Raw genomic sequence first — 20,255 nt, 5'->3', positions numbered from 1 at the left:
AAACCCCCCATCTACTACCGAAAGCCGTAGCTGGACGTCCTGATTTCGCCCCCTTGACACCATCAAATCAGGACAATTGCCCCGCACCTTTTCGCGGGATCTCCTCCCACCCCGAGGGTTTAACCGCACGTCGGGCCGCCCCGTGGCCCCGGTTCCCGCCGGGCTCCCGCTCCGGACCGCCCGACGCGGCAAAGGTCCCGGAGGTTGCGGGCCGAAGGTCCCGGACCGCCTTCCACCCGCGTCCACTATTCCGCCTAGTACCGGGCAAAACCCCTGTGCGCCATGTCACCGGACCCGAAGATCCACCCCACCGCCGATGTGACGCCCACTACGCTCACGCCCATGGATCCCGCGGTCATGGGCACCCGCCTCGCATCGAGCGTCATAGCCCCGCTGATCAAGAAACTGTTCGTGCGGGAGGGGCCGGGGGCCGGCCTGGTGGAGCGGCCCGTGCGGGTGTCCGGGCTCGTCTCCTTCCGGGGCGAGAAGCGGGTCCTGACCGAGGCCGACGTACGCCGCCTCGCCGAGCGGCTGGTGGCGCGCTCCCTGGCCTCGCCCGGTGAGCGCCCCTTCCCGCCGGACGAGGGCGGCGCGGTCACCGAAGCCCTGTCCTGCGTGCTCCTCGCCCTCGGCGACCTCGACATGGACGACGTGCAGGCGGTCCGCCTCGGCCACCGGAAACTGGCCCGCTTGCTCCTCCACAGAGCGGCGCCCGCCACCGCCTGGCTCTCCGCCGACGCCTCCCGCTACCTCGACGCGGTCACCGAATGGGCCTGCCTGCACATCCTGCACTTCTTCACCCAGCGCTCCACCTTCGTGGCGGCGACGCTGGTCGCGCAGAGCCGGGCCCAGGACGAGCTCATCGCCAAGGTCGACGAGCTGATCGCCCGCAGTCCGCTCCCCGGAGCACGGGACGCGGCCTTCGAGGAGCGCTACCTCGCGTACGTGGCGAAGAAGCACGGCAAGCTGACGATCTTCGGGATCGACCTGACCGGCTCCCCGGGCAAGTGGCCGCTGGATGCCGCGTACATGTCGCTGGAGGCGGCGGCACCAGGGTGCGTGATGACGGCCCGCTATCCGGCGGGCGCGGAGTACCACGCGGAAGAGATGGAGGTGGCCGACCTGATCGAGGACGCGCCCCCGCTCCCCGCCGACCAGGCCCTCGCCGCCCACGACCGCGTCCTGCTGCGCGGCGAGGCCGGCTCAGGCAAGACGACGCTCGTGCAGTGGCTCGCGGTCAGCGCGGCCCGCCAGGAGCCCGGCGACGGCCCCATGACGTACCTCCACGACCGCGTTCCCTATGTCCTGCCCCTGCGCGCCCTCACCCGCCACGGCGAGCGGCTGCCCGCCCCCACCGTCTTCCTCGCCGCGGTCGGCTGCCCGCTCGCCGGCACGCAGCCCGCCGGCTGGGAGGCGCGCGTCCTGTCGGCGGGCCGGGGCCTGATCCTGGTCGACGGCATCGACGAGATCCCGGACGCCGAACGCGCCGCCACGCGCGCGTGGCTCACGGATCTCATCGACGCCTTCCCCGGCAACCGCTGGCTGGTGACCTCGCGCCCGTCGGCGGTACGCGCCGACTGGCTGGCCGAGGAGGGCTTCGCGGAGCTGACCCTCTCCTCGATGGGCGGGAAGGAGGTGACCGCGTTCATCGAGCGCTGGCACGCGGCGGCGGCCACGGGCGCGGCCGACGAGGACGCCGCCCTCACCTCGTACGAGAGTCAGCTCCTGGCGGCGGTGCGGTCGAAACCGGACCTGGGCCGCCTGGCCACCAACCCGCTGATGTGCGGCCTGATCTGCGCCCTGCACCGGGACCGCAGGGGTTTCCTGCCGCTGGGCCGCAAGGACCTCTACACCGCCGCCCTCTCCATGCTCCTGGTCCGCAGGGACCGCGAACGCCATATGTCCGTACCGGAGCTGCGCGAGGAACCGCAGCTCCAGCTGCTGCAACGCCTCGCGTACTGGCTGATCCGCAACGGCCGCGCGGTCCTTGACCGTTCACGCGCGGAGTCGATCATCGCGGACGCGCTGCCGGCCGTGCCCGAGCTGGCCGCGCTCGGCGACGCGAAGGCCGTCTACGCCCATTTCCTGCACCGGAGCGGCCTCCTGCGCGAGCCGGGCCCGGACACCGTCGACTTCGTCCACCGCACCTTCCAGGACTTTCTCGGCGCTCGCGCGGCGGTCGACGAGGGCGACTTCGGCGTCCTCGCCCGGCACGCGGCGGACGACCAGTGGGAGGACGTCATCCGCATGGCGGTGGCCCAGGCCCGCCCCCGCGAACGCGCCGAGCTGCTGCGCGAGTTGCTGGCCTACGGAGACGGCCACCCTGACGAACGCTCCCGGAAGCGGATCCACCTCCTCGCCGCGGCCTGCCTGGAACACGCGGCGGAACTGACCCCCGAGGTACGGGAGGAGGTGCGGCGCCGGACGGCCGGGCTCATCCCGCCGCGCGACACCGAGGACGCCCGCGCGCTCGCGAAGGTCGGCCCCATGGTGCTCGACCTCTTGCCGGGCCCGGACGGCCTGAGCGACGAAGAGGCCCGCTTGGTGACGATCACCGCGACCCACGTACGGTCCGAGGCGGCGATCCCGTTCCAGGCCCGCTTCGCGCGGCACCCCGGCCTCATGGTCCGCAGCCAGTTGCTGTGGGGCTGGCACCGCTACGACTGCCGCGCGTACGCGGAACAGGTCATCGCCCACCTCGACGAGACCGGTATCAACTTCACCCTCCGCAGCGACGACCAGATCGTGGAGCTGGAGCGGCTGGGGCTGCACCCGAAGCGGCTCGACATCAGGGTCGGTGTCTCCCCCGGTGTCGCTTCCCGCTTCCTGGCCGCCTGCGAGCCCACCCTCCTGATGTTGTCCTACTCCCCGGCCCACCTCACAGCCGAGGGACTGGCCGCGCTGCACAGCCTGGACGGGCTGAGTCTCTACAGCGTCTCCGAGGTCGGCGAGCCCTGGAGCCTGACGCTGATCCCCGCCGAGGCCCCACTGCGTTTCCTCGTTCTCGCGGGATCCCGCCCCTCTGTACGGGACCTGGAACTGCTGCCCAGATGGCCGCTGCTGGAGCGCGTGACCTTCCAGGGCGATGGCCCGGACACGGCCGAGGACTGGGAGACGCTCGCGCGCCTGCCCCGGCTCGCCTGGCTGCACTGCGGCTCCCACGGCCTCCGGCACGCGCCCGGGGAGCTGCGCCTGCCCGGCCTCACGGACTTCCACCTCTCCCTCGACGACCACGGTGACGCCGCGATCGCCCGTCTGGCCACCCTCATGCCGGGGCTCCAGCGCCTCTACGTAGAGGCCCCCACCGGCACGGGAACGACCGAGGCGAGGCGGCTGCCGGACGTCTCCTCCCTGCCCGCGCACATCGACGTCCGGACCTACGGCCCGCCCACACTCTGAGCGCCCCCGGCGTACGGAAAAGAGGCTGCCCCGGAACCGTACGAAACGGTCCGGGGCAGCCCCTTCAAGCGTGCCCTGAGGCAGACGTGCCCGGAGGCTACGCCTCCTTGCTCAGGTTCGGGCCCGCGCCGCCACCGGCGGCCGACTCGATCGGCGGCACGTCGGGGAGCGCCGCCTTCTCCTCGCCGCGGAAGGTGAACGTGGCGGTCTCGCCCTCGCCCTCCGTGTCGACGACCACGATGTGGCCCGGACGCAGCTCGCCGAAGAGGATCTTCTCGGAGAGGGTGTCCTCGACCTCGCGCTGGATCGTGCGCCGCAGCGGACGCGCGCCGAGCACCGGGTCGTAACCCTTCTTCGCGAGCAGCTCCTTCGCGGACTGGGAGAGCTCGAGGCCCATGTCCCGGTCCTTGAGGCGCTCGTCCACCTTGGTGATCATCAGGTCGACGATCTGGAGGATGTCACCCCGGCTGAGCTGCGGGAAGACGACCACGTCGTCCACGCGGTTCAGGAACTCCGGGCGGAAGTGCTGCTTCAGCTCGTCGCTGACCTTGTTCTTCATCCGCTCGTAGTTGGACTTCGTGTCGCCCTGGGCCGCGAAGCCGAGGTTGAAGCCCTTCGAGATGTCACGGGTTCCAAGGTTGGTCGTCATGATGATGACCGTGTTCTTGAAGTCCACGACACGGCCCTGGGAGTCGGTCAGACGACCGTCCTCCAGGATCTGCAGGAGCGAGTTGAAGATGTCCGGGTGGGCCTTCTCCACCTCGTCGAAAAGGACGACGGAGAACGGCTTGCGGCGGACCTTCTCGGTCAGCTGACCGCCCTCTTCGTAACCCACGTAACCGGGGGGCGAACCGAAGAGACGCGAGACCGTGTGCTTCTCGCTGAACTCCGACATGTCGAGGGAGATCAGCGCGTCCTCGTCACCGAAGAGGAATTCGGCGAGCGCCTTGGACAGCTCGGTCTTACCGACACCGGACGGACCGGCGAAGATGAACGAGCCACCGGGACGCTTCGGGTCCTTCAGACCCGCACGCGTACGCCGGATCGCCTTCGAGAGCGCCTTGACGGCGTCCTTCTGGCCGATGACGCGCTTGTGGAGCTCGTCCTCCATGCGCAGCAGGCGGCTCGACTCCTCCTCGGTCAGCTTGAAGACCGGGATGCCGGTGGCGGTCGCGAGGACCTCGGCGATCAGCTCGCCGTCGACCTCGGCGACGACGTCCATGTCGCCGGCCTTCCACTCCTTCTCGCGCTTGGCCTTGGCGGCCAGGAGCTGCTTCTCCTTGTCGCGCAGGGAGGCGGCCTTCTCGAAGTCCTGCGAGTCGATCGCGGACTCCTTGTCCCGGCGGACACCGGCGATCTTCTCGTCGAACTCGCGGAGGTCCGGCGGCGCGGTCATCCGGCGGATGCGCATCCGGGAACCGGCCTCGTCGATCAGGTCGATCGCCTTGTCCGGCAGGAAGCGGTCCGAGATGTACCGGTCGGCCAGGGTGGCGGCCTGGACCAGCGCCTCGTCGGTGATCGAGACACGGTGGTGCGCCTCGTACCGGTCGCGCAGGCCCTTGAGGATCTCGATGGTGTGCGGCAGCGACGGCTCAGCGACCTGGATGGGCTGGAAGCGGCGCTCAAGCGCGGCGTCCTTCTCCAGGTGCTTGCGGTACTCGTCGAGCGTCGTGGCACCGATGGTCTGCAGCTCACCGCGGGCCAGCATCGGCTTGAGGATGCTCGCGGCGTCGATGGCGCCCTCGGCGGCACCCGCACCGACCAGCGTGTGCAGCTCGTCGATGAACAGGATGATGTCGCCGCGGGTGCGGATCTCCTTGAGCACCTTCTTCAGGCGCTCCTCGAAGTCACCGCGGTAGCGGGAACCGGCGACCAGCGCGCCGAGGTCGAGGGTGTAGAGGTGCTTGTCCTTGAGGGTCTCGGGCACCTCGCCCTTGACGATGGCCTGCGCGAGGCCCTCGACGACGGCGGTCTTGCCGACGCCGGGCTCACCGATCAGGACCGGGTTGTTCTTCGTGCGGCGGGACAGCACCTGCATGACCCGCTCGATCTCCTTCTCGCGCCCGATCACCGGGTCGAGCTTGGACTCGCGAGCCGCCTGCGTCAGATTCCGGCCGAACTGGTCGAGCACCAGGGACGTGGAGGGCGTGCCCTCGGCAGGACCGCCGGCGGTGGCGGTCTCCTTGCCCTGGTAACCGGAGAGCAGCTGGATGACCTGCTGCCGCACCCGGTTGAGATCGGCGCCCAGCTTGACCAGGACCTGGGCGGCGACGCCCTCGCCCTCGCGGATCAGGCCGAGCAGGATGTGCTCCGTGCCGATGTAGTTGTGGCCCAGCTGAAGGGCCTCGCGGAGCGACAGCTCCAGGACCTTCTTGGCACGGGGGGTGAAGGGGATGTGCCCGGACGGAGCCTGCTGGCCCTGCCCGATGATCTCCTCCACCTGCTGGCGGACCGCCTCGAGCGAAATCCCGAGGCTCTCCAGGGCCTTAGCGGCGACACCCTCGCCCTCATGGATCAAGCCCAGGAGGATGTGCTCGGTGCCGATGTAGTTGTGGTTGAGCATCCGGGCTTCTTCCTGAGCCAGGACGACAACCCGCCGCGCGCGGTCGGTGAACCTCTCGAACATCGTTAATCGCTCCTCAGAGCGGTCAGGCAGTAAGGGGTCGGTCCCCTCCCTGTCCTTCCGCAGCTTAGTCCCGCAAGCGGGGACCGCTCATTCCAACTGCCGACACCCGGCCCCATCTCTGGGGATCTCCAGACCGAGAACGCCGACAATTGCTCCAACCCGATGGTGCGAGACGATGTTCCCGCAGGCCAGGCAGTTACCCCCACCATCAGTACGCCGATGGCGAACGTGAGACGCCGGAAACCGCGTGTCGCCCCTCCCCACTAGGGATGTCTTACCCGTAAGGACTGACACTCCATGCGGCGCACGCCGGTTCCCTCCGCTACGGGCGAACACCCTTGCGCCGCCGAACGCTTCCTTACGCCCCCTCTCCGCACACCGTGCGCACACGGGCGGCGACTCTGCGTAACTCCGACGGCCTTCCAGCTGTTGCTGGGGCATGGCCCCCACAGTCCCTCAGCCCCGCACGCCCGTCGAGCAGAGCGACCCGGTGCGGCAGTGGTACGAGAACGAGCTCGGCTGGGCGACCGCGCCCGAGCCCGGTCCGGTGCGCCTGGTGACGGGGCTGCGCTTCGACGTCCTCGAACTGCCCGCGGAGGCGGGCTTCGCGGCACTGCGCCACCTGGGACCGAAGGCGCCGGTGGCGCTGCGCGGGGAAACGATGCGGCTGCTGGTGAGCGCGGGTAGCGCGGATGAGCTGCCGGGGTTGCTCGACTGGCTGGAGTGGGGGGACATCCCCCTCGGTCTCACCGCCGTCGGGGTGGGCGGGCGGATCGACGCCCCCACGCCTCCGGGGTGGTCCGGCTCCCGGGTGGCCGCCGTGTGGCTGCGCCCCCCGGAGCCCGGATGCGAGGTGGAGCCGACGCTGCCGGCGCTGGTGTCCCTGCCCTCCGTGTGGGGCGGCGGGACCGCGCACCACAGCGACCCCGCCGTGGGCTCCGATCTCGTACGGCTGGTGGACACGGCGGCGACCCACTGCCACCGGGTCCGGCTGCGCCGTCGCAGCCGTCAGCCGTTGGCCTTCTCGTAGGCCTCACGGATCGACGCGGGGACACGGCCGCGGTCGTTGACCTCGAAGCCGTTCTCCTTCGCCCAGGCGCGGATCGCGGCGGTGTCCTGACCACCGCTCGCCGCCGCCGAGCGCGCCTTGCCGCGGCCGCTCGAACCACGGCCGCCGGTACGCCGACCGGCCTTGACGAAGTCCTCCAGGGCGCCACGGAGCTTGTCCGCGTTGGCCGTCGTGAGGTCGATCTCGTAGGACTTGCCGTCCAACGCAAACGTCACGGTCTCGTCCGCCTCGCCACCGTCGAGGTCATCGACAAGAAGGACCTGAACCTTCTGTGCCACCGGATTTCCTTTCATCGATAACTTGGAGGCCGGCCCGCACGGCGTACGCCGCCGATTCACCGGCCCCTGTTATATGCAGTACTGCAGTACGTCGGAAAGCAAACCGCTTTTGCGGGAAAAACACAAACCCCTGGGAGAGACCCGTGACCCCGAGAAGCCTGGAAACGTGCGCGTTTCGGACATAGGCCACCGGGGCGGGTGGGCGGCCCGGAATACCACAGAGGCGATCACAGATGCAGAAGCATCCGGCTGTTGCCCAAGGTGTTCGGTTTCACTCGTTCGAGGCCGAGGAACTCCGCGACGCCCTCGTCATAGGAACGCAGCAGCTCGCTGTAGACATCTCCGTCGACCGGAGTCTCGCCGATCTCCACGAAGCCGTGCTTCGCGAAGAAGCGGACTTCGAAGGTGAGACAGAAAACCTTGCGCACACCGAGCCACCCGGCGGTCTGCAGCAACTTCCCGAGCAGCTGATGCCCCACGCCGGCCCCCTTGACCGCCGGATTCACCGCGAGGGTGCGGACTTCCGCGAGGTCTTCCCACATCACATGCAGGGCCCCGCAGCCCACCAACTCGGCGTTGTCGTCCCGTTCCGCCACCCAGAACTCCTGGATGTCCTCGTAAAGGGTCACCGTCGCTTTGTCCAGGAGGATGCGCTCGCGGACGTACGAGTCGAGGAGCCGGCGCACGGCCGGTACATCGGAGGTTCGCGCCCTGCGGACGGAGACCGCTTTTGCGCTGAGTTCGCTGAGTTCGGGGACCTCTGCTGCCATGAGCGGACGCTATCGCTCTGCGCCGCGCTCCGCGGAGCCGGGGTTCTCCGGGCCTTGGACGATACGCATGGCGTCGCTCAGGGCTTCGCGCTGTTCCGCCGACATCATGCCGAAGAAGGCGACGAGAGCGGCGGCGGGGTTGTCGCTCCGCGACCAGGCTTCGTTCATCAGTGCGGCAGCGTAGGCGGCACGAGTGGAGACCGCCTCATATCGATAGGCGCGTCCTTCCGCTTCGCGGCGCACCCAGCCCTTCTGATGGAGATTGTCCAAAACGGTCATCACGGTCGTGTACGCGATGGACCGTTCCTGCTGAAGGTCTTCCAGGACTTCTCGAACGGTCACGGGGCGGTTCCACTTCCACACCCGTGTCATGACGGAGTCTTCGAGTTCTCCCAATGGACGAGGCACAGCTGAACAATAGTGGGAGACGTCACTAATTACACGACATTACGGACGTTGCACAGCAAAAAGGGCGTACGACTCGACGGGTCCGTGAGTCGTACGCCCTGCTGTGCGCGGGTGCTTCGCGGGCAGGTACAGCCGATGAATACAGCCGCTGACCTGGGCCGGGGGCTCAGGCGCCGCCGGTCTTGGGGGTCTGGCGGACCGCTTCGGCGCGGCTGATCGCGGCATCCACGGCCGCGTCCTCCTTGGCCTTGTTGGCACCGCCCTGGGTCTTCACGATCGTCACGATGAGACCGCCGAAGAACACGGCCATCACTACGGGGGGCACGAGCGCGGAAACGTAGTCCATGCCCCCCAGAGTAGCTAGCCCGCGACGAGCTGATGCGGCGGGCCCGCGGGTGTCGGCGGTGTGGGTGGCGTGGGGGGCGTCGGGCGGCGTTTGGGAGGGAAGACCTCCGCCGGGGTGGGGACCGGGCGCGGCGGTTCCTGTTCGGCGGCGCCGAGCCCGCCCGGCAGGGCGAGCAGGCGGGTGCGGGAGGCGGGAACGTTGGGGCGGACCGGGCGCGCCGGACGGGCCGGGCGGGCCGGCGCCGGGATGGCGCGGCCGGCGAGACGGGCTCGTACGTCGCGCTCGGCGAGGACGCGGCAGCGGTCGAGCAGAGCGGCCGCGACAGGGTTGCCGCGCAGGGCGCGCAGGGCGGCGAGGTCGTCCGGGCCGGGCTGGTACCCGGTGCCGAGTACGTCGTCGAGGAGGGCGAGGTAACCGGAGGCGGTGCCGGGCAGGGCGGCCCGGTAGCGGACGAGATCGGCCATCAGGAAGGCGCGGAGCCTGGCGCCTTCCCGTGCGGCCTCGTCCACCGATTCGGCTAGGCGGAGACAGTCCTGGACGTCCTCGTCACGGGCGGGGCTGGGGTGCAGGGCAAGCGCCAGAGCACGGCGGAGCACACGCAGCTCCTCCGCACTGAAGGCCATGCCGCCGCGGGATCCGTATGGCGTGGGCATGGCCTGACGATACGCGCCAAACGGACAAAATCGGCTTAACGCCAGTATGCGCGGGCGCGTCTTCTGGCCGGGGGCGCCTTGGGCGGGGGGCGCCTTGTGTTCCGCTCGGGTGCGCCGGCGGCTGCGGGCCGTTTCGGCTCGGTCGGTGACCTGGCCCGCCCACCCGCCCGTCTCGCCGCGATGGACGCGGCAACCTAGGAACCAGTCGCCCCCACGCCCCTACGTCCACCCCTGCGACGCGGGGCAAACGGGTGGGTGGGAGACATCCGCCGCGGAGCGGCGGGACAGGGCCGCCCCCGACGGCGGGAAGAGGAACGACGAGCCCCGCACCGCCCCAGGCCCAAGGCCCAAGGCCCAAGGCCAGTCATCTCAGCCCCGGGAGATGTTCCGCTCGTACACCAGGCGGAGCCCGATCAGCGTGAGCCACGGCTCATGCTCGTCGATGACCGACGCCTCGCCGAGGACCATCGGCGCGAGCCCACCCGTCGCGATCACCGTCACGTCGTCGGGGTCACCGCTCGCGCCCACCAGCTCACGCGCCATCCGGTTCACGACGCCGTCGACCTGCCCCGCGAAGCCGTACAGGATGCCCGCCTGCATGGCCTCGACGGTGTTCTTGCCGATGACGCTCCGCGGGCGTGCCAGCTCGATCTTGCGCAGCTGGGCGCCCCGTACGCCGAGGGCCTCTACGGAGATCTCGATGCCAGGGGCGATGACGCCACCCGCGTACTCCCCGCGCGCGGAGACCGCGTCGAAGGTCGTGGCGGTGCCGAAGTCGACGACGATCGCGGGCCCTCCGTAGAGCTCGACCGCCGCGACCGCGTTGATGATGCGGTCGGCGCCGACCTCCTTGGGGTTGTCCATGAGGATCGGGACGCCGGTCTTGATGCCGGGCTCGACGAGGACGGCGGGGACGTCTCCGTAGTAGCGGCGCGTGACCTCGCGCAGCTCGTGCAGGACCGAGGGGACCGTCGAGCAGATGGCGATGCCGTCGATGCCGTCGCCGAGCTCTTCGCCGAGGAGGGGGTGCATTCCCATCAGTCCGTTGAGCAGCACGGCGAGTTCGTCCGCCGTGCGGCGGGCGTCCGTGGAGATGCGCCAGTGCTCGACGATGTCCTCGCCGTCGAAGAGGCCGAGGACCGTGTGGGTGTTTCCTACGTCGATCGTCAGCAGCATCAGTCCCGCACCGCTTCCCGCAGGTCGAGGCCGATGTCGAGGATCGGGGAGGAGTGAGTCAGGGCGCCGACCGCGAGGTAGTCGACGCCTGTCACGGCGTACGCGCGGGCGTTCTCCAGGGTGAGGCGGCCCGAGGATTCCAGGAACGCGCGGCCGGCCACGAGGGTGACGGCCTCCTCGGTCTCGCCGGGCGTGAAGTTGTCCAGGAGGATCAGGTCGGCGCCCGCGTCCACGACCTCGCGCAGCTGGTGGAGCGTGTCGACCTCGACCTCGATCGGTACGTCCGGGAACTGCTCGCGTACGGCCTTGAATGCCTGCGCCACGCCGCCCGCGGCGACCACGTGGTTGTCCTTGACCAGGGCCGCGTCGGAGAGCGACATGCGGTGGTTCACGCCGCCGCCCATGCGCACCGCGTACTTCTCCAGGGCGCGGTACCCGGGCGTCGTCTTGCGGGTGTCGCGGACCTTGGCCTTCGTGCCGTCGAGAACGTCCGCCCACGCGCGCGTGGCGGTCGCGATGCCGGAGAGGCGGCACAGGATGTTCAGGGCGCTGCGCTCGGCGGTGAGCAGGTCGCGGGTGCGGGTGGTGACGCTCAGCAGCGTGTCGCCCGCCTCGACGCGGTCGCCGTCCTCGACGTGCCGCTCGACCTCGAACTCCTCCTCGCACACTACGGAGACGACGGCTTCGGCCACGCGAAGACCCGCGACCGTGCCCGCCTCGCGCGCGGTGAAGTCGGCGGTGGCGACGGCGTCCTCGGGGATGGTGGCGACCGTGGTGACGTCCACGCCGCCCGCCAGGTCCTCCTCGATGGCCATGTGGGCGATGTCCTCGATCTGGAGGGGGTCGAGGTCCGCCTCGGCCAGGAGGCGCGCGAGAGCGGGGTCGAGACCGCACTCCAGGGGGTCGAACGCGTCGTCCCCACCGCAGCCGCAGGCGTCACCGCAGCCACCGCCTGCGGCTGTGGGGGCGGCGAGGGGGAGGTCGTCGGGGGTGCTCACGGTCACTGCTCCTGGGGGCTGGGACGGGTCGGAGGGAAGTCTGGGGTCTGTGTCGTGTGTGCCGCCAGGGTCCTGTCCGGATTCAGGCGTACGACGATGTGGCGCCGCCAGGCCGCGTCGTCGCGGTCGGCGTGGTCCTCGCGCCAGTGGCAGCCGCGGGTCTCCTCGCGGCGCTGGGCGGCGGCCACCAGGACGCGGGCGACGCACAGGAGGTTGGTGGTCTCCCAGGTGTCGACGCCGGGCTCGGCGGTCTTGCCGTCCTCGGCGAGCGCGCCCGCCGCCTCGGCGTGGATGCGGGCCAGGCGGGCCGCCGCTTCCGTGAGGGACTCGGCGGAGCGGAGCACTCCGGCGCCCTCGGTCATGACGCGCTGGATGGCGTAGCGGGCCTCGGGGGGCAGCAGGGGGTGGGTCGGGGTCTCCGGCTGCGCGACGGGCTGCGGCACGCGCGCGTGGAGGGCGTTCTCCGCGTGCCGTGCCGCGATGTCGGCGGCGATGCGCTCGGCGTAGACGAGGCCTTCGAGGAGCGAGTTGGAGGCGAGGCGGTTGGCGCCGTGCACGCCGGTGCAGGCGACCTCGCCGCAGGCGTACAGGCCCGGGACGGTGGTGCGGCCGTGCAGATCCGTGCGGACGCCTCCGGAGGCGTAGTGCGCGGCCGGTGCGACGGGGATGGGCTCGGTGACCGGGTCGATGCCGTGGGCGCGGCAGGCGGCGAGGATCGTCGGGAAGCGGTGCTCCCACATGTCGGCGCCGAAGTGCCTGGCGTCGAGGTACATGTGCTCGGTGCCGCGCTCCTGCATGCGGCGCGTGATGCCCTTGGCGACGATGTCGCGGGGCGCGAGCTCGGCCAGTTCGTGCTGTCCGGCCATGAAGCGCACGCCGTCGGCGTCCACGAGGTGCGCGCCCTCGCCGCGCACCGCCTCGGAGACCAGCGGCTGCTGGCCCTCGGCGTCCGCACCGAGGAAGAGCACGGTGGGGTGGAACTGCACGAATTCGAGGTCGGAGACCTCGGCGCCCGCGCGCAGGGCGAGCGCGACGCCGTCGCCCGTGGACACGGACGGGTTGGTGGTCGCCGAGAAGACCTGGCCCATGCCGCCGGTGGCGAGGACTACCGCGGGGGCGTGGACGGCGCCCACGCCGTCGTGCTGGCCCTCCCCCATGACGTGCAGGGAGACACCGGCGGCGCGGCCGTCGGCGTCGGTGAGCAGGTCGAGGACCAGGGCGTTCTCGACGGTCGGTATGCCGCGCGCGCGGACGGCCTCGACGAGGGCGCGGGAGATCTCCGCGCCGGTCGCGTCGCCGCCCGCGTGCGCGATGCGGCGGCGGTGGTGGCCGCCCTCGCGGGTCAGCTCGATGGCGCCTTCGGGCCCGGTGTCGAAGTGGGCGCCGGTCTCGATGAGGCGGCGTACGGCGTCGGGGCCCTCGGTGACGAGGGTGCGCACGGCCTCCTCGTCGCACAGGCCGGCGCCCGCCACGAGCGTGTCCTCCTGGTGCTGTTCGGGGGTGTCGCCCTCGCCGAGCGCGGCGGCGATGCCGCCCTGGGCCCAGCGTGTGGAGCCGTCGTCCAGGCGGGCCTTGGTCACCACGACCGTCTTCAGGCCGGCGGCCGAGCAGCGCAGTGCCGTGGTCAGGCCCGCCACTCCGGAGCCGACGACCACGATGTCGGCGTCCAGCGACCAGCCGGGGGCGGGGGCGTGCAGCCGTATTCCGGTGGCACTCATACGGCGGCTCCGAAAGTCAGCGGGATGTTGTCGATCAGCCGCGTCGAGCCGACCTTGGCGGCCACGGCGAGGACGGCGTCCCCGGTGTGGCCGGGGCGCACCTCGGTGAAGTCGGCCGGGTCCACCAGCGTCACGTAGTCCAGCTCCAGCGGGGGGCGCAGGCGCGCGGCCTCGTCGAGGACCTGCCGGGCCGCCGCGACGACGGCGGCGGGGCCGCCGGGGGCGGAGGCTGCCGCGGACTGGGCCACGGCGTGGACGTCGGCCGCCGCGCGGGACTCGCCGATCGCGTTGAGGGCGTCGGCACGCGCGAGCGTGGCGGGTGCGCTGGCGGCACGCGCGCGCAGCGCCTCCTGGGCGGCATGCCGGTCGCGGCCCGCGAAGAGGGCCCGGGAGAGGCAGAGGGCGGTGCGCCGCTCTTCGGGTGAGAGGTAGCGGTTGCGGCTGGAGAGGGCCAGGCCGTCGTCCTCGCGCACGGTGGGGACGCCGACGATCTCCACGTCGAAGTTCAGGTCGCGTGTCATGCGGCGGATCAGGGCGAGCTGCTGGGCGTCCTTCTGCCCGAACAGCGCCACGTCGGGCCGGGTGAGGTGCAGCAGCTTGGCGACGACGGTGAGCATGCCGTCGAAGTGTCCGGGGCGCGTGGCTCCTTCGAGGACGGTGCCCATGGGGCCGGCGCTCACCCGGACCTGGGGCTCGCCGCCGGGATAGACCTCGTCCACGCCGGGGGCGAACACGGCGTCCGCGCCGGCCTGCTCGGCGATCTTCATGTCGGCGTCGAGGGTGCGGGGGTAGCGGTCCAGGTCCTCGCCCGCCCCGAACTGCAGGGGGTTCACGAAGACCGTGACGACGACCTCGCCTTCGGGGCCCGCGACGCGGCGGGCGGCGCGGATCAGCGAGGCGTGCCCGTCGTGCAGGGCGCCCATGGTCATGACGACGGCTCGGCGGCCTTCACGCGCGCGCGTGCGCAGGGCTTCGGCGGTGTGCAGGAGGGTGGTGGTCATCGGTCTCCCCCTTCGGTTCCGCTCGCGCCGTTGATCCCGCCCGTGCCGTTGGCCAGGACACCGAGGAGGTCTTCGGCGAGCTCCGGCTTGAGCAGCCCGTGGGCGAGGGCGCGGTCGGCGGTCGCGCGGGCCATCGCGAGGTAGCCGGCGACGGTCTGCGGGGCGTGCTTGCGCAACTCCGCGACGTGCGCGGCGACCGTGCCCGCGTCGCCGCGCGCGACGGGGCCGGTGAGGGCGGCGTCGCCCGACCGCAGCGCGTTGTCGAGGGCGGCGCCGAGCAGCGGGCCGAGCATCCGGTCGGGGGCCTCCACGCCCGCGCCGCGCAGCAGCTCCATGGATTCGGCCACCAGCGTGACGAGGTGGTTCGCGCCGAGGGCGAGCGCCGCGTGGTACAGCGGGCGGCTCTCCTCGGCGATCCACTCGGGCTCACCGCCCATCTCGATGACCAGCGCCTCTGCGGCGAGCCGCAGCTCCTCGGGGGCGGTCACGCCGAAGGAGCAGCCGGCCAGGCGCTGCACGTCGACGGGGGTGCCGGTGAACGTCATGGCGGGGTGCAGCGCGAGCGGCAGGGCGCCGGCCCGCAGGGCGGGCTCCAGGACACGGGTGCCGTACCGCCCGGAGGTGTGCACGAGGAGCTGGCCCGGGCGCACAGCGCCGGTCTCCGCGAGGCCCTCGACGAGGCCCGGCAGGGCGTCGTCGGGCACGGTCAGGAGCACCAGGTCGGCGCGTTCGAGAACCTCGGCGGGAGGGACGAGGGGGACGTCGGGCAGCATGGCGGCGGCCCGGCGCACGGAGGCGTCGGACACTCCGGAGGCAGCCACCGGGCGGTGCCCGGCGAGCTGCAGCGACGCGGCGAGCGCGGGGCCGACGCGGCCCGCTCCCACGACTCCCACCGTGAGCCTCGCGGGGCGCTCCCGCGGGTCCGGCTGATGCGATGCGTTCACGCGATGACGCCTTCCGTTCCAGTCCGCTCGGGGTACCGGACGATTTCTCGTCATGCTAACGCGATTGCCCGGCGCCGCGTCTTCCGCTGTCCACAGGCTGTGGTTATTCATATGACCGGCGGCGGCGGGCGGGCCATCCTCGGAGGATGACTGCGAACGACACGGAACAGGACCCCCGCGCCCGGCGCTCGGCGGCGGCGCGTGACGCCACCCGCACCCTGCACCGCTCCCCGCTCCACATCCCACTCACCCAACGCTTCTCGGCGCTCGCGTCGGCCGCCGCCGAGGTCGTCGACGAGGGCGACGCCACGGACGTCTACGGAGACGGCGTCGTCGCCACGCTGGAGGAGGAGGTCGCGCGCCTGCTGGGCAAGGAGGCGGCCGTCTTCTTCCCGACCGGCACGATGGCCCAGCAGGTCGCCCTGCGCTGCTGGGCGGGCCGCACCGGGAACGCGACCGTGGCGCTGCACCCCAAGGCGCACCCCGAACTCCACGAAGGAGGCGCTTTCCCCGCGGTCAGCGGGCTGCGCACGGTGCACCCGACGGACGAGCCACGGCTGCCCACGGCCGACGAGGTGCGGGACTTTCCCGAGCCCTTCGGAACGCTGATGCTCGAACTGCCGCTCCGGGACGCCGGTTTCGTCCTGCCGACGTGGGAGGAGCTCGAAGCGGTCGTGGAGGCGGCGCGCGAACGGGACGCTGTCGTACACGTCGACGGGGCGCGCCTGTGGGAGTGCACGCCGCACTTCGGCCGTCCCCTCGCGGAGATCGCGGGCCTCGCGGACACCGTGTACGTGTCGTTCTACAAGTCCCTCGAAGGGCTGAGTGGTGCCGCGCTGGCCGGGCCGCGCTCGCTCGTCGAGGAGGCGCGGGTGTGGCGCCACCGGTATGGAGGGCAGCTGTTCCAGCAGTTCCCGACCGCTGTCTCCGCCCTGCTGGGCCTCAAGCGCGTCCTGCCGCGGCTGCCCGATTACGTCGGCCACGCGCGCGTGGTGGCCGAGGCGCTGCGCGAGGGGTTCACGGCCGCCGGGGTGCCGTGGTCGCGCGTGCATCCGGAGCGGCCGCACACCCACCAGTTCCAGGTCTGGCTGCCGTACGCGTCCGACGTGCTGGAGGAGGCCGCTCTCGGGCAGGCCGAGGAGACGAAGACGTTCCTGTTCGGCCGGTGGTTCGCGGACGGGCCGCCCGGCCTCTCGGTCACGGAGGTCACCGTGACCGAGGAGGGCCTGGGGTGGACGGCCGACGACGTCAAGGAAGCGGTCGCGGAGTTCGTGCGACGGATCCCCCGCTGAGGCGGCCGCCACGCGCGAGGCGGGCCAGGGCGGCGCGGAGCCTGCCGTGGGCGGGGCGTTCCTCCATGACGGCCCGGAAGCGGCCGTAGTCGCGGACCTCGCGGACGGCCTGCCAGTCGTGGTGGCCGGGCGCGGGCGGCCTCGCCCCGCCGCGCTGGGCGGCGCGGTAGGTGTCGAGCAGGTACTGCTGGGTGACGCTCATGAACGTATCGCCTCTCGGACTAAATGGTACTTAACGGGCATCGCACGGTCGCGGGGACCCGGGGTGCGGTGCGTATGACGGAGGGAGAGTTCCGGAGGCTTCGGCGGCTCCGGCGATGACCACAGACTGCTCCCGCCGACCCGTCCCCGTCGCGTCGATTGACGGCGCTCGTCAATCGGCGGCGGCGCTGTCAGTGGCGCGGTGCACCATGGGGCCATGAGCGTGAGCATCGACATCAGCGGGCTGCCCCACGAGCGGATCCATGTGGTGCCCTCGCCCCTGGCCGAGCTCGGCATGGCGCTGCACGCGCTGTCGGAGCCGGGCCACCACCCGGGGCTCCAGGGCTGGGTGACGGCCGTCTCCACGCGCCTGGACCCGTGCCTGGCGGACCGCATGTGCGAGGCCGACTTCCTGTGGCGCTCGACGTTCTCGGACGTGTTCGCGCCGTTCGCCGGCATCGCCGGGCTGAGCACGCTCCCGGCGGCCACGCTCGCCGAGGAGCTCGACCAGCTGGACAAGCTGACCGACGAGCAGTTCGTGGACGCGGCCCTGGAGTTCACCTGCCAGTCGACGTACGCGGAGCCGGACCGCAATCTCCTGGCCGACCCCACCGTGCAGCGGCGCGCGCTGGACCTGGCCGCCGCCCGCGGCCCCCAGCAGGTGCTGTTCACCAAGCGGCTCCTGGACGACCCGCCGGTCGTGCGCGCGTGGCTGCGCAAGCTCCTGGAGGACTGCGACGAGGCGTTCTTCGCCGACACCTGGGCCCGGCTGAGCCATCAGCTCGCCGCCGACGCCCGGCACAAGACCGAGCTGCTGCGCCGCAAGGGCCTCGCGGAGGCCCTGAAGGCGACCTCCGCGGCGGTGTCCCTGGACGAGAGCGGCAGCCTCATCACCGTCGACAAGATCACCGAGGGGCGTACGGCCACCGGCTCAGGGGGCCTGGTGCTCGTCCCCACCAGCCTCGGCTGGCCGCACGTCATGGTGCTGCACCGCAAGGGCTGGCAGGCCTCCATCACCTACCCGATCAGCGCTCCCGGCCTCACCGCGCCGCCCACCGTGGAGCAGCTGACCCGCCGCATGTCCGCGCTCGCCCACCCGGTGCGGATGCGCCTGTGCCGCCACCTCGCGCGCGGGTCGTACACCACCAGCGAGCTGGCCGACGCGCACGGCATGACGGCCCCGGAGATATCCCGGCACCTGAGCGTCCTGAAGAAGGCCGACCTGATCACCACGCGCCGCCGCGGGCGCTATGTGCAGCACCAGCTGGACATCAGCGTGGTGTCCCGGCTGGGCAGCGACTTCATCGAGGGAGTGCTGCGCTAGCCGGCCGGACACCACGGCGTGCGCCGGGACCCTGCGGACGCGGCCTAGGAACCGCCCCCGGCCCGCACGAGCCCCGTCTCGTACGCGAGGACCACGACCTGCACCCGGTCCCGCAGGTTCAGCTTGGTCAGGATGCGGCCCACATGCGTCTTCACGGTGGCCTCCGAGAGCACGAGCCGCGCCGCGATCTCGCCGTTCGACAGGCCCTGTGCGACGAGCACCATGACCTCGCGTTCGCGGCTGGTGAGGCGCTCCAGCTCCTTGTGCTGCGGCTGTCCGCCCGCGTTCGGCAGCATCGGCGCGAAGCGGTCCAGCAGGCGCCGCGTGGTGGACGGCGCGACCACCGCGTCGCCGCTGTGCACGGCGCGGATCGCGGCGAGCAGCTCCCCCGGGGGCACGTCCTTGAGCATGAAGCCGGAGGCGCCCGCCTTCAGCCCCGAGAAGGCGTACTCGTCGAGGTCGAAGGTGGTCAGGATCAGCACCTTCGGCGGGTTCGCGTCCAGGCAGACGCGCCGGGTCGTCTCGACACCGTCCAGTTTCGGCATGCGTACGTCCATCAGCACCACGTCGACCTTGGTGGCGCGCAGCACCTCCAGGGCCTCCACGCCATCACCCGCCTCCGCGACGACCTCCATGTCCGGCTGCGCGGCGAGCACCATCCGGAACCCGGTGCGCAGCAGCACCTGGTCGTCGACGAGCATCACGCGGATCGACATCAAGGGAGTCCCTTCGGAACAGCGGGGCCGGTGACAGATGCCATCGACGGACATGCATGATCGAGTTCAGTGTGCCGGTTTGAGCGGCAGCAGCGCACTGATCCGGAAGCCGCCGCCGGGGCGCGGCCCCGCGTCCAGGGTGCCGCCGACCATGCCGACGCGCTCGCGCATGCCGATCAGGCCGTGCCCGCGGCCGTCGGCGCCGCCGTCCTCGTACAGCTCGTGCGGGGCGCCCTTGCCGTCGTCCTCGACGAGCAGCCCCAGACCGTCGTCGAAGTAGACCAGGCGCACGCTCGCCCCGGCGTTCTCGCCGCCGTGCTTGCGCGTGTTCGTGAGCGCCTCCTGCACGATGCGGTACGCGGTGAGCTCCACGCCGCTGGGCAGGGGGCGCGGGGTGCCCTCGACCTTGTAGTCGACGGGCAGACCCGATGTGCGCACCTGTTCGATGAGCTCGTCGAGCTGCTCGACGTCGGGCTGCGGAACGTACTCGGAGCCCTCCTCGGGCTCCCCGGTGCGCAGCACGCCGAGCAGGCGGCGCATCTCGGCGAGGGCCTGGCGGCCGGTGCCCGAGATGGTCTCCAGGGCCTTCTTGGCCTGGTCGGGCGCGGCGTCCAGGACGTACGCGGCGCCGTCGGCCTGGACCACCATCACGGAGACGTTGTGCGCGACGACGTCGTGCAGCTCGCGCGCGATGCGGGCCCGCTCGGCCGCCACCGCGACCTTCGACTGTGCCTCGCGCTCCTTCTCCAGGCGGTCGGCGCGCTCCTCCAGCTGGGCCAGGTAGGCGCGGCGGGTCCGGATGGAGTCGCCGAGGACCCAGGCGAGCGCGAAGGGGACGATCTGGAAGATCGTGAAGAAGACGCTGCCGACGACGGAGACGTTCTCCGCGGGCCAGCGCATCGTCGAGAGCGGAGCCGCGCACAAGCCGCCCACCAGCGCGAACCGCGAGGCCCACTTCGCCCCGTCGGCCGCCGCGGTGTAGATGATCACCAGCATGGCGAAGTTCGCCGGCATCGTCTCCACGTCGACGATGAGCTGGCAGAGGCCGATGACCGCGGCCAGGACCAGCATCTGCTCGGTCGCCCTCCGCCGCAGCGCGACCACCAGGCAGAGCCCGATGACGGCCGGGACCGCCAGCAGGACCGGCTCGTGGCCGTTCACGTCGGACATGGACAGCAGACCGAGCCCGGAGATCCCGAGGAGGACGAAGGCCCAGAAGCCGTCGACCCATGTCGGGTGTCTGCGGAGGAAGTCATAGAGGCGCTGCACGTAACCCAGCGTAGGCAGCCTCACGGCGCCCCGGGGTCAACCGGAGGTGCGATCCGTATCGAGCGTG

General features: G+C 71.5%; 18 protein-coding genes. 4 read left to right on the top strand and 14 right to left on the bottom strand.

Features of this window, described 5'->3' with window-relative positions; all coding sequences use genetic code 11:
* The first annotated feature begins 342 nt into the window (after window positions 1-342).
* Window positions 343-3,399, top strand: coding sequence for an NACHT domain-containing protein (locus ACWDVB_RS16375; protein WP_451515253.1), 3,057 nt, complete (start codon window positions 343-345; stop codon window positions 3,397-3,399).
* A gap of 97 nt (window positions 3,400-3,496) precedes the next feature.
* Here the strand turns inward: ACWDVB_RS16375 and ACWDVB_RS16370 are convergent, their stop codons facing one another.
* Window positions 3,497-6,025, bottom strand: a complete 2,529-nt coding sequence (locus tag ACWDVB_RS16370) for an ATP-dependent Clp protease ATP-binding subunit (RefSeq protein ID WP_451515254.1) — start codon at window positions 6,023-6,025, stop codon at window positions 3,497-3,499.
* 439 nt (window positions 6,026-6,464) lie between these two features.
* On the opposite strand from ACWDVB_RS16370, the gene ACWDVB_RS16365 reads away from it, so the two are divergent.
* On the top strand, window positions 6,465-7,055 hold the full coding sequence (locus ACWDVB_RS16365) for an SCO3374 family protein (protein ID WP_451515255.1): 591 nt from the start codon (window positions 6,465-6,467) through the stop codon (window positions 7,053-7,055).
* Here the strand turns inward: ACWDVB_RS16365 and ACWDVB_RS16360 are convergent.
* From ACWDVB_RS16360 to ACWDVB_RS16315, 10 genes are all read right to left on the bottom strand, one after another.
* A complete protein-coding gene (locus tag ACWDVB_RS16360) occupies window positions 7,034-7,372 on the bottom strand; it encodes a histone-like nucleoid-structuring protein Lsr2 (RefSeq protein ID WP_451515256.1) in 339 nt (112 codons plus the stop codon). The genes ACWDVB_RS16365 and ACWDVB_RS16360 overlap by 22 nt on opposite strands.
* A gap of 227 nt (window positions 7,373-7,599) precedes the next feature.
* The gene (locus ACWDVB_RS16355; RefSeq protein WP_451515257.1) at window positions 7,600-8,142 is read right to left on the bottom strand and encodes an amino-acid N-acetyltransferase; all 543 of its coding nucleotides are present in this window, start codon (window positions 8,140-8,142) and stop codon (window positions 7,600-7,602) included.
* Window positions 8,143-8,151: 9 nt separating this feature from the next.
* Window positions 8,152-8,538, bottom strand: a complete 387-nt coding sequence (locus ACWDVB_RS16350; protein ID WP_451515393.1) for a BlaI/MecI/CopY family transcriptional regulator — start codon at window positions 8,536-8,538, stop codon at window positions 8,152-8,154.
* A gap of 178 nt (window positions 8,539-8,716) precedes the next feature.
* Entirely contained in the window at window positions 8,717-8,896 is a 180-nt protein-coding gene (locus ACWDVB_RS16345; RefSeq protein ID WP_451515258.1) for a hypothetical protein, read from the bottom strand.
* A 14-nt stretch (window positions 8,897-8,910) separates the two neighbouring features.
* Window positions 8,911-9,519, bottom strand: a complete 609-nt coding sequence (locus ACWDVB_RS16340) for a hypothetical protein (protein ID WP_451515394.1) — start codon at window positions 9,517-9,519, stop codon at window positions 8,911-8,913.
* A 399-nt stretch (window positions 9,520-9,918) separates the two neighbouring features.
* Window positions 9,919-10,725 carry a type III pantothenate kinase gene (locus ACWDVB_RS16335; RefSeq protein ID WP_451515259.1) on the bottom strand — a complete coding sequence of 269 codons (807 nt, stop codon included), beginning with the start codon at window positions 10,723-10,725 and terminating at the stop codon, window positions 9,919-9,921.
* Window positions 10,725-11,723 carry a carboxylating nicotinate-nucleotide diphosphorylase gene (gene nadC / locus ACWDVB_RS16330; protein WP_451515260.1) on the bottom strand — a complete coding sequence of 333 codons (999 nt, stop codon included), beginning with the start codon at window positions 11,721-11,723 and terminating at the stop codon, window positions 10,725-10,727. Before nadC ends, ACWDVB_RS16335 begins: the two co-directional genes overlap by 1 nt.
* A gap of 2 nt (window positions 11,724-11,725) precedes the next feature.
* Window positions 11,726-13,441 carry an L-aspartate oxidase gene (locus ACWDVB_RS16325; protein WP_451515261.1) on the bottom strand — a complete coding sequence of 572 codons (1,716 nt, stop codon included), beginning with the start codon at window positions 13,439-13,441 and terminating at the stop codon, window positions 11,726-11,728.
* Window positions 13,438-14,442, bottom strand: coding sequence for a pantoate--beta-alanine ligase (gene panC, locus ACWDVB_RS16320; protein ID WP_451515262.1), 1,005 nt, complete (start codon window positions 14,440-14,442; stop codon window positions 13,438-13,440). The genes ACWDVB_RS16325 and panC overlap by 4 nt, the downstream gene beginning before the upstream one ends.
* Window positions 14,439-15,386, bottom strand: coding sequence for a Rossmann-like and DUF2520 domain-containing protein (locus ACWDVB_RS16315; protein ID WP_451515263.1), 948 nt, complete (start codon window positions 15,384-15,386; stop codon window positions 14,439-14,441). The genes panC and ACWDVB_RS16315 overlap by 4 nt, the downstream gene beginning before the upstream one ends.
* A gap of 146 nt (window positions 15,387-15,532) precedes the next feature.
* Here ACWDVB_RS16315 and ACWDVB_RS16310 point away from each other — a divergent pair, with 146 nt between their 5' ends.
* Window positions 15,533-16,678 carry a threonine aldolase family protein gene (locus tag ACWDVB_RS16310; RefSeq protein ID WP_451515264.1) on the top strand — a complete coding sequence of 382 codons (1,146 nt, stop codon included), beginning with the start codon at window positions 15,533-15,535 and terminating at the stop codon, window positions 16,676-16,678.
* Here ACWDVB_RS16310 and ACWDVB_RS16305 read toward each other — a convergent pair.
* The gene (locus ACWDVB_RS16305; protein WP_451515265.1) at window positions 16,635-16,880 is read right to left on the bottom strand and encodes a hypothetical protein; all 246 of its coding nucleotides are present in this window, start codon (window positions 16,878-16,880) and stop codon (window positions 16,635-16,637) included. The genes ACWDVB_RS16310 and ACWDVB_RS16305 overlap by 44 nt on opposite strands.
* A 216-nt stretch (window positions 16,881-17,096) precedes the next feature.
* Here ACWDVB_RS16305 and ACWDVB_RS16300 point away from each other — a divergent pair, with 216 nt between their 5' ends.
* Window positions 17,097-18,203, top strand: coding sequence for a DUF5937 family protein (locus tag ACWDVB_RS16300; RefSeq protein WP_451515266.1), 1,107 nt, complete (start codon window positions 17,097-17,099; stop codon window positions 18,201-18,203).
* 44 nt (window positions 18,204-18,247) lie between these two features.
* Here the strand turns inward: ACWDVB_RS16300 and ACWDVB_RS16295 are convergent, their stop codons facing one another.
* Window positions 18,248-18,919, bottom strand: a complete 672-nt coding sequence (locus ACWDVB_RS16295; RefSeq protein ID WP_451515267.1) for a response regulator transcription factor — start codon at window positions 18,917-18,919, stop codon at window positions 18,248-18,250.
* Window positions 18,920-18,985: 66 nt separating this feature from the next.
* Window positions 18,986-20,188: a sensor histidine kinase gene (locus ACWDVB_RS16290; RefSeq protein ID WP_451515268.1), complete on the bottom strand. Its 1,203-nt coding sequence runs from the start codon at window positions 20,186-20,188 to the stop codon at window positions 18,986-18,988.
* Between the last annotated feature and the right edge of the window lie 67 nt (window positions 20,189-20,255).

It is taken from the genome of Streptomyces sp. NPDC003379, from assembly GCF_053589195.1.
The sequence above is the reverse complement of the archived record's forward strand: the minus strand, read 5'-3'. Positions and strand labels throughout refer to the sequence as shown.

Bases quoted from the DNA above. Each gene is read 5' to 3' on its own strand.
- ACWDVB_RS16300 (WP_451515266.1), top strand. From the start codon at position 17,097: ATGAGCGTGAGCATCGACATCAGCGGGCTGCCCCACGAGCGGATCCAT.
- ACWDVB_RS16305 (WP_451515265.1), bottom strand. From the start codon at position 16,880: ATGAGCGTCACCCAGCAGTACCTGCTCGACACCTACCGCGCCGCCCAG.
- ACWDVB_RS16335 (WP_451515259.1), bottom strand. From the start codon at position 10,725: ATGCTGCTGACGATCGACGTAGGAAACACCCACACGGTCCTCGGCCTC.
- ACWDVB_RS16325 (WP_451515261.1), bottom strand. From the start codon at position 13,441: ATGAGTGCCACCGGAATACGGCTGCACGCCCCCGCCCCCGGCTGGTCG.
- ACWDVB_RS16345 (WP_451515258.1), bottom strand. From the start codon at position 8,896: ATGGACTACGTTTCCGCGCTCGTGCCCCCCGTAGTGATGGCCGTGTTC.
- ACWDVB_RS16310 (WP_451515264.1), top strand. From the start codon at position 15,533: ATGACTGCGAACGACACGGAACAGGACCCCCGCGCCCGGCGCTCGGCG.
- panC (WP_451515262.1), bottom strand. From the start codon at position 14,442: ATGACCACCACCCTCCTGCACACCGCCGAAGCCCTGCGCACGCGCGCG.
- ACWDVB_RS16340 (WP_451515394.1), bottom strand. From the start codon at position 9,519: ATGGCCTTCAGTGCGGAGGAGCTGCGTGTGCTCCGCCGTGCTCTGGCG.
- ACWDVB_RS16365 (WP_451515255.1), top strand. From the start codon at position 6,465: ATGGCCCCCACAGTCCCTCAGCCCCGCACGCCCGTCGAGCAGAGCGAC.
- ACWDVB_RS16355 (WP_451515257.1), bottom strand. From the start codon at position 8,142: ATGGCAGCAGAGGTCCCCGAACTCAGCGAACTCAGCGCAAAAGCGGTC.
- ACWDVB_RS16375 (WP_451515253.1), top strand. From the start codon at position 343: ATGGATCCCGCGGTCATGGGCACCCGCCTCGCATCGAGCGTCATAGCC.
- ACWDVB_RS16370 (WP_451515254.1), bottom strand. From the start codon at position 6,025: ATGTTCGAGAGGTTCACCGACCGCGCGCGGCGGGTTGTCGTCCTGGCT.
- ACWDVB_RS16295 (WP_451515267.1), bottom strand. From the start codon at position 18,919: ATGTCGATCCGCGTGATGCTCGTCGACGACCAGGTGCTGCTGCGCACC.